Source organism: Janthinobacterium woesei (genome assembly GCF_051380875.1).
Classification (GTDB): domain Bacteria; phylum Pseudomonadota; class Gammaproteobacteria; order Burkholderiales; family Burkholderiaceae_D; genus Janthinobacterium.
The window spans coordinates 1-7,089 of record NZ_JBNYXW010000036.1 but is presented as its reverse complement, the minus strand read 5'-3'; the positions used below and the strand labels follow the sequence as shown (position 1 = coordinate 7,089).

The 7,089-nt window shown below is 55.9% G+C and carries 4 protein-coding genes and 1 rRNA gene; all 5 read left to right on the top strand.

Going from position 1 to position 7,089, the window contains the following annotated elements:
• Window positions 1–91: ribosomal RNA gene (gene rrf, locus ACQ4W6_RS25385) — 5S ribosomal RNA — on the top strand; the annotation flags it as partial.
• Between the two features lie 129 nt (window positions 92–220).
• Complete coding sequence (locus ACQ4W6_RS25380; protein WP_436569933.1) at window positions 221–1,657, top strand: DUF3375 domain-containing protein; 1,437 nt, start codon at window positions 221–223, stop codon at window positions 1,655–1,657.
• Window positions 1,657–2,253, top strand: coding sequence for a DUF4194 domain-containing protein (locus tag ACQ4W6_RS25375; protein WP_436569934.1), 597 nt, complete (start codon window positions 1,657–1,659; stop codon window positions 2,251–2,253). The genes ACQ4W6_RS25380 and ACQ4W6_RS25375 overlap by 1 nt, the downstream gene beginning before the upstream one ends.
• Window positions 2,250–5,648 carry an ATP-binding protein gene (locus tag ACQ4W6_RS25370; RefSeq protein ID WP_436569932.1) on the top strand — a complete coding sequence of 1,133 codons (3,399 nt, stop codon included), beginning with the start codon at window positions 2,250–2,252 and terminating at the stop codon, window positions 5,646–5,648. Before ACQ4W6_RS25375 ends, ACQ4W6_RS25370 begins: the two co-directional genes overlap by 4 nt.
• Window positions 5,645–6,841, top strand: coding sequence for a DUF3322 domain-containing protein (locus tag ACQ4W6_RS25365; RefSeq protein WP_436569931.1), 1,197 nt, complete (start codon window positions 5,645–5,647; stop codon window positions 6,839–6,841). Before ACQ4W6_RS25370 ends, ACQ4W6_RS25365 begins: the two co-directional genes overlap by 4 nt.
• Window positions 6,842–7,089: the final 248 nt, after the last annotated feature.

Genomic DNA, 7,089 nt, shown 5'->3' with positions numbered 1-7,089 from the left:
TCCCACCCCTTCCCATCCCGAACAGGACCGTGAAACAACTTTGCGCCGATGATAGTGCTGCAACCAGTGTGAAAGTAGGTTATCGTCAGGCTTGTTATTCGTAGTAGAGAAAAACCCAACCAGAAATGGTTGGGTTTTTTTTCGTTCAGGGCTTTTGTCATGACTACTGCTACTGATCGGTGCTACAGTGCTAAATAAGCAAGCCACGAATCGTATAACGATGGAATATCAGCAACTTTCCGCCCAGCGACGCAGCCATCCGGCGTGGCGTTTACTCGCCGCCGATCATGCACCGATGATCGCCAGTTTCTTGCATCGTCATTTTATTACGCCAAATATCCGTACCATCGGGCGCCAGCGGTTGGCGTCATTACTGGACGACCATCTTTATCATTTGCACGAAGTGGCTGGTGAAGAGTTATTCCCTAAAAACGCCACGGCTTACCTGGACGACTGGGCATCCGACGAACGTGGCTGGCTGCGTAAATACTATCCCAGCGGCCAGGACGAAGCACATTACGATCTGACTTCACCGACCGAACAAGCCATCGAATGGTTGCTTGGTTTGGGACAACGCCAATTTATCGGCACCGAATCGCGCTTGATGACGGTATTTGATTTGCTGCGCCAGATTATTGACGGTACCGAATTGAATCCCCGCACACGCATCGCCGAACTGCAAAAGCGCAAGGCATTGATCGATGCCGAAATCGAGCAAATTGCCCAGGGTCGGCTCGATATGATGGAGCCAACCCAGATACGTGAGCGCTTCTTGCAAATGTCGTCGACCGCGCGTGAACTGTTGTCGGATTTTCGTGCCGTCGAGCATAATTTCCGCAGCCTGGATCGCTCTGTGCGTGAACGCATTGCCACCTGGGAGGGCAGCAAGGGTGAGCTGCTGCAAGAGATTTTTGGCAAGCGCGACATCATTGCCGACTCCGACGAAGGTAAAAGTTTCCGCGCCTTTTGGGATTTACTGATGTCACCATCGCGTCAGGATGAATTGACCGCTTTGCTGAACGCGGTACTGGCGCTCGACCCGGTACGCGAATTGGCGCCGGATAGTCGCCTGAGCCGGATTCATTACGATTGGCTGGAAGCGGGTGAAGTCACGCAGCGCACAGTGGCGCGTTTGTCCGAACAATTACGACGCTACCTGGATGACCAGGCCTGGCTCGAGAACCGCCGCATCATGCAACTCATACGCGATATAGAAAAGAAGGCCTTGGGTGCACGTGGCGCGATCGAGCAATCCTCTTTCATTGAGATCGATGCCGCAGCGCCGAATGTGACGCTGCCGATGGACCGCACCTTGTTTTCACCACCATTCAAGCCGACCATTTTGCAGCGCGTGCTCGATGAATCGAACGAGGTTATTCCATCCGATGCCTTGTTCGAGCAGGTTTATGTCGACCGCATGAAGTTGGCTGCGAATATCCGCCAGGCTTTGCAAAACAGCAAGCAAATCTCGCTGGCGTCGCTGCTTGCTGATTATCCTCTGCAGCAGGGTCTGGCCGAACTGGCCACGTATTTCAGCCTGGCGACCCAGGAATTGCCGAGTGCTATCGATGATACGCAGGAGGAGACGATTCGTTGGATCGACGCGCATGGACGCGTGCGCCAGGTAACTTTTCCCCTACTTATTTTCAACACATGATGAATTCTTCCAGTGAACCGCATTACAGCCAGATATTGATCGCCTTGATGCAGGGGGTGCTGTACCAGGAAAACGATGTCGCGTTATGGCAGTCTTTGCTGTTATTACAGGCGAGGGTGCGCGATTATTGCCAGCAAATTGGCCTGGAACTGATCCTGGATGAAGCCGAGGGGTATGCCTATCTGCGCCAGCGTGCCACGCCCGAAGGCGACGTTGCGTTGCCGCGTCTCGTACCACGGCGCCAACTCAGTTATCCGGTGAGTCTGATTCTGGTTTTGCTGCGTAAGAAACTGGCAGAGTTCGATACCAACGCCGGCGATACGCGGCTGGTCATTAGCCGCGAACAGGTCACGGAGCAACTGCGCCTGTTCTTGCCGGATACTGCCAACGAAGCACGCTTGCTCGACCGGATGGATACGCATTTGAATAAAGTGGTGGAACTGGGCTTCCTGTATCGCCTGCGCGGGCAGGAACAGCAATTTGAAGTGCGCCGCATCTTGAAGGCATTTGTCGATGCCCAGTGGCTCAGCGATTTTGAGCAGCGATTGAACGATTACGGCAGCCATGGTGCCGGATTGGTCGGTGATGAGGTATGACGACATTGCCTGGGAATGATGGCGCTGCGCCGCAGTTGGATTTCCTGGAACCGGCCGCCCTGGAGCGTGCGGGTTTCCGCCTGCATCACTTCGAAGTTTTTAACTGGGGCACGTTCCACGAACGGGTCTGGAAGTTGCACCCCGGTGGCGACAATCTGTTGCTGACCGGCGATATCGGTTCCGGCAAGTCGACTCTGGTGGATGCGATCACCACTTTGCTGGTGCCGGCGCAAAAGATTTCGTATAACAAGGCGGCCGGTGCCGATGCACATGAACGCAGCTTGCGTACCTATGTGCTGGGTCACTACAAATCGGAGCGCGGCGATGGCGGAGCGACGGCGCGTGCCGTCGCCTTGCGCGATCAGAATACCTATGCCGTGATCCTGGGCGTGTTTTATAACGAAGGCTACGACCAGACGGTGACTCTGGCCCAGGTCTTCTGGCTGAAGGATGCGCGCGGCCAGCCGGAGCGTTTTTATGTGGTAGCCGATAGCGCGCTGGCCATCGCTGAGCACTTCGCCGGCTTCGGTACCGATATCAACCAGTTGCGCAAACGCCTGCGCGCCAGCAAGGGTGTCACTTTGCACGATAGTTTTCCGCCCTATGGTGCCGATTTCCGGCGTCGCTTCGGCATCGGCAATGAGCAGGCGATGACGCTGTTTCACCAGACCGTGTCGATGAAGTCGGTCGGCAACCTGACGGATTTTGTACGCGAGCATATGCTGGAAGCTTTCCCAGTCGAAGCGCGGATAGCCGCGTTGATTGCCCATTTCGACGATTTGCATCGTGCCCATGAAGCCGTACTAAAGGCCAAGCAGCAGATTGATCATTTGTTGCCGCTCACGGCTGACTGCGCGCGTCACGCCGAATTGCTGCGGCAAGATGAACAATTGAAGGGATGCCGTGAGGCGCTGCGGCCCTGGTTTGCAAGCATCAAAAGCGCCTTGCTGGAAACCCGTCTGTCCCACTTGCGGCTGGAACTGGAAAAAGCTGCGGCCCGGCTAGGGCGTTTGCAGGAGCGGCGCAACGAGCACAGTTTGCGGCGCGACGAAATCAGGGAGGCCATGTCCGCCAATGGTGGCAATCGCCTGGCGCAGATCGAGGCCGAGATCGGTCGTCAGCAAATGTTGAAGGATGAACGTGTGCGCCGCTCGGCGCAATATGACCAGTTGGCGCAATCCCTCGGTTTGTCGGGGGCTGTCAGCGATGACGGTTTTCGGAGCAACCAGCGCGCCATCGATAGCGGCCAGGCGCAGTGTGCGGCCCAGCGCGATGAATGCCAGAACAGCCTGACCGAGGCCGGCGTGATGGTGCGCGAACTGGGGGCAAACCATGGAGAATTGACGGCGGAACTCGAATCGCTGCGCCAGCGCCGCTCAAATATCCCAGGGCAGATGCTACGGCTGCGTGAACTGCTGTGCGGTGGGCTCGGTTTGCGCGGCGAAGATGTACCGTTTGCCGGCGAATTGATACAAGTACGTGACGATGCTCTCGAATGGGAGGGTGCCGTAGAACGCCTCCTGCATAATTTTGGCCTGGCCTTGCTGGTGCCTGAAGTCCATTATGCGGCCGTCGCGGCCTGGGTCGACCGCAGCCATCTTGGCGCGCGCCTGGTGTATTTCCGGGTTCGCCAGATGACCTTGGCCGAACCCCGGCCATTGCATCCGGACTCATTGGTACGCAAGGTGGCCATCAAGCCGGACTCCGCCTTTTATGCGTGGATCGACGCCGAGTTGAGCCGACGCTTCGATTATGCGTGTTGCGATACGCTGCAGCAATTCCAGCGCGAAAAGCTGGCCATCACGCGTAGCGGGCAAATCAAGGCTGCTGGCGAGCGCCATGAAAAAGATGATCGGCATCCGCTGCAAGATCGCACGCGCTATGTGCTCGGCTGGTCGAACCAGGCCAAGATTGCGGCACTGGAAAAGCAGGCGCGCGACCTGTCGACGCGAATCGCCGCCCATGGAGCACGCATCACCGGATTGAGGCAAGATGTCAAAACCCACCAGGATCGCCTGGGGCATTGGCAGCAACTGGCAGTCTTCCATCACTTTGGCGAGTTGGACTGGAAACCGCTGGTGCTGATGATCGATCAGTTATTGCGAGAAAAGCAGGCGCTGGAAACGGCCTCCGACTTGTTGCGCGAACTGCAGCGCCAACTCGATGAACTGCTTGTGGAGCAGGCTGAAACAGAAGTCGGTATCAGCCGTTACACGGGAGAGCATGCGACGTTGGTTGAGCGGATGGAGCAGGCCAGGCGCCAGTTTGAGGACTGTACAGTGTTACTGGAGGCCACGCCGGAACAAGCGCGCACGCAGTATTTCCCGCAATTGCACACTTTGCAGGCAGAGGCCTTGGGTGAGCATAAATTGACGGTGGAATCGTGTGATAGCCGCGAAAAGGATTTGCGCAGCTTTTTGCAAGGTCGTATCGATGCAGATAGCAAGAAAATCAACGGTTTGCGCGATCGCATCATCAGTGCCATGAGCGATTATGTCAAAGCATGGCCACTCGATACGCGCGAAGTCGATGTCAATATCGAGGCTGCGGGGGAATTCGGGAAAATGCTGGACGCACTGCAAGCGGATGGCTTGCCGCGCTTTGCGCAACGCTTCAAGGAATTACTCAATGAAAACACGATTCGTGAAATTGCCGGTTTTCAATCACAGCTTAAACGCGAACGCGAAACCATCCGCGAACGCATCCTGATTATCAACCGTTCCCTGCACGATATCGATTACAACCCCAACCGCTACATTGCCCTGGAAGCAGAGCCGAATCTGGACGTCGACTTGCGCGATTTCCAGGGCGATTTACGCGCATGTACCGAGGGCGCGTTGACAGGCGCCAGCGATGAGGAATATTCGGAAGCCAAATTTTTGCAAGTGAAGACCATTATTGAACGGTTCCGTGGCCGAGTGGGCAGCGCCGAAGTGGACAAGCGCTGGACGCGCAAGGTCACCGACGTGCGCAATTGGTTTGTTTTTTCCGCGTCCGAGCGCTGGCGCGAAGATGACCGCGAACATGAACACTACACCGATGCTGGCGGTAAATCGGGTGGTCAAAAGGAAAAGCTGGCCTACACGGTCCTGGCCGCCAGCCTCGCATATCAATTTGGTCTCGAATGGGGTGTCATTCGTTCCCGCTCATTCCGCTTTGTCGTGATCGATGAAGCGTTTGGTCGCGGCTCGGATGAGTCCGCACGGTATGGCCTGGAGTTGTTCAAGCGCATGAATCTACAATTACTGATCGTTACGCCGCTACAGAAAATCCATATCATCGAACCCTATGTCGCCGGCCTGGGTTTTGTGCACAGCGAAGAAGGACGCCAATCGATGTTGCGTTACCTGAGCATTGAAGAATATCGGGCCGAACGCAAGACGCGTGCCGCATGAGTGCCAGTGACTGGACCACGCCCGCAATGATCCACGCGCAACTGAGGCGCCTGTGGGATAGCGGCCGGGTACTGGCCGCACATATCAGCGGCGCAGCATTGTTTCCTATGACGCTCAATGTGCGTCAGCCAGGTACATCCGATCTGGGGGTGCAGTTCGATGAAGTGCGGCGCTGGATACGGCAGCTGGAAGAGGGCAGCAAGGCAGGCAAGGGATATGGCTATGCTATTGAGTGGCGTGAAATCAATCATCGCCAGTTAGGGCGCAATCGGCTGCCGGCGCAAGTCGTGCTGCAAGATGAGGCAGATGCCTTGCATCTGATCGGCCGCGCAGCTGACATGCGCCGCTTCGATCAACTGGCGGCGGCAACCTTACATGCGTTTCCCGGCTTGGCCGGCTGGCTGGAGCGTCGTCCGCTGACTTTGCTGGAGCAGGCGCCAGCCTGGGAGCGCATCCTGGCGATCCTGCAATGGTTTGTAGCCCACCCACGTCCGCAACTGTATTTGCGTCAGCTCGATATCAGCGGTGTGGATAGCAAGTTCATTGAAACTCGCAAGGCATTGCTGGCGGAATTGCTGGACCAGATCCTGTCCCAGGAGGCGATCGACATGCATGCCATCGGCTCCCGTCAATTTGAAGCGCGTTATGGACTGCTGGCCAAGCCCGCACTAATACGTTTTCGCATGCTCGATACCAGATACCATATCGGAGGCTTGTCCGACCTGAGTGTTCCCGTGGCACAGTTCCTTGCTTTGCATGCCGTCACCGAACAAGTGTTTATCACTGAAAATGAGATCAATGGCCTGGTCTTTCCGGATGTGCCGAATAGCATGGTGATTTTCGGCGGAGGCTATGGTATCGACCGCCTGGCCGATGTGAGCTGGCTGCGCAACAAGGACATCATCTATTGGGGCGACATTGATACCCATGGTTTTGCCATCCTGGACCGCTTGCGCGCATCTTTTCCGCAAGCGCGTTCCATCTTGATGGATATCGCTACACTGGAAGCGCATCGCCCATTGTGGGGCAATGAAGAAGCGCATCAACGCTATACCGGTAGCCTCACCCGCTTGAATAACGATGAGCGTCTATTATTTCAGATGCTGCGCGATGACTTGCTTGGCGAGCGAATTCGCATGGAGCAGGAACGCCTTGGTTTTAACTGGGTAATGGCGGCAATACAGAATGTGTAGAAACGTCTTGCTTCTGCAAGGCCGCTTTGCTATAGTTCGCCTCCCCAATGAGACGCAGTCAAATGCGGCAGTTGAGGATCACCGGAAACGGTGATGCAGAAAAAAGAAGGTGTTGACGGATTTAGCGAAATGCTTCATACTCTTCCTTCTTCGCAGCTGACAAACACAACGCTTTGTCGATAGCGCGAAAGCAGTACCGATCACAGTTCTTTAACAATTAACAGTCGATAAGTGTGGGCATTTGATGC